The organism is Candidatus Hydrogenedentota bacterium (assembly GCA_016791475.1).
GTDB lineage: Bacteria > Hydrogenedentota > Hydrogenedentia > Hydrogenedentales > JAEUWI01 > JAEUWI01.
This window is the reverse complement of sequence record JAEUWI010000238.1, coordinates 1-694: the sequence shown is the minus strand read 5'-3', so window position 1 is coordinate 694 and position 694 is coordinate 1. Positions and strand designations below refer to the sequence as shown.

Annotated in this window: 2 protein-coding genes; both read left to right on the top strand. The window is 60.4% G+C overall.

All coding sequences use genetic code 11. The annotated features are described in order from the left end of the window. Nucleotides 1-238, top strand: a 238-nt coding sequence (locus tag JNK74_28955) for a transcriptional regulator NrdR (protein ID MBL7650211.1), incomplete at its 5' end; no start/stop codon positions are given. Between the two features lie 195 nt (nucleotides 239-433). Beyond that, nucleotides 434-694, top strand: a 261-nt coding sequence (locus JNK74_28950; GenBank protein ID MBL7650210.1) for a DNA mismatch repair protein MutS, incomplete at its 3' end; no start/stop codon positions are given.

The following is a 694-nucleotide window of genomic DNA, read 5'->3' as shown; positions in this document are numbered from 1 at the left end:
GATCAGCGATCGCGACATCGAGCGAACCGTGACGGCGATCGAGAACGACGTTTACACGACGTTCGAGAACGAGATCGAGAGCCGGCGGCTGGGCGAACTGGTGATGGACCACCTGCGCGACCTTGATGAAGTGGCGTTCGTCCGCTTCGCGAGCGTCTACCGGCAGTTTGCCGACGCTGGCGATTTCTTCGAAGAATTGCGGCCGTTTTTGACCGAGGCGCGGAAGGCGCCGCGGTAATCGCCGCGCCGCCCGGCACTGGTTGAGGGCGACGCCCGTGCGCTGGTAGCATGGCGTGCTGTTAGTCCCAGTCCTTCCCGTTTTTCCTTTGCGCCTTCGCGCCTTTGCGTGAAATCTAAACCAAGAGGGTCTCACGCAAAGGCGCGAAGGCGCAAAGAAAATGCAGTTCGGTTTTCCTGCGAGTGAAATAGTTCGATGGCCCTTTCCCCGATGATGCAGCAGTATCACGACGCCAAGCAGGCGGCGGGGGATGCGCTGTTGCTGTTTCGGATGGGGGACTTCTACGAGCTGTTTCACGAAGATGCGAAGACGGCGGCGCGGGAGTTGGGGCTGTCGCTCACGAGTCGGGACAAGGGTGAAAATCCGATCCCGATGGCTGGCTTTCCGCATCATCAACTCGACCAGTATTTGGCGAAGTTGATTGCGCGCGGCTTTCGCGCGGCGGTCTGCGAGCAG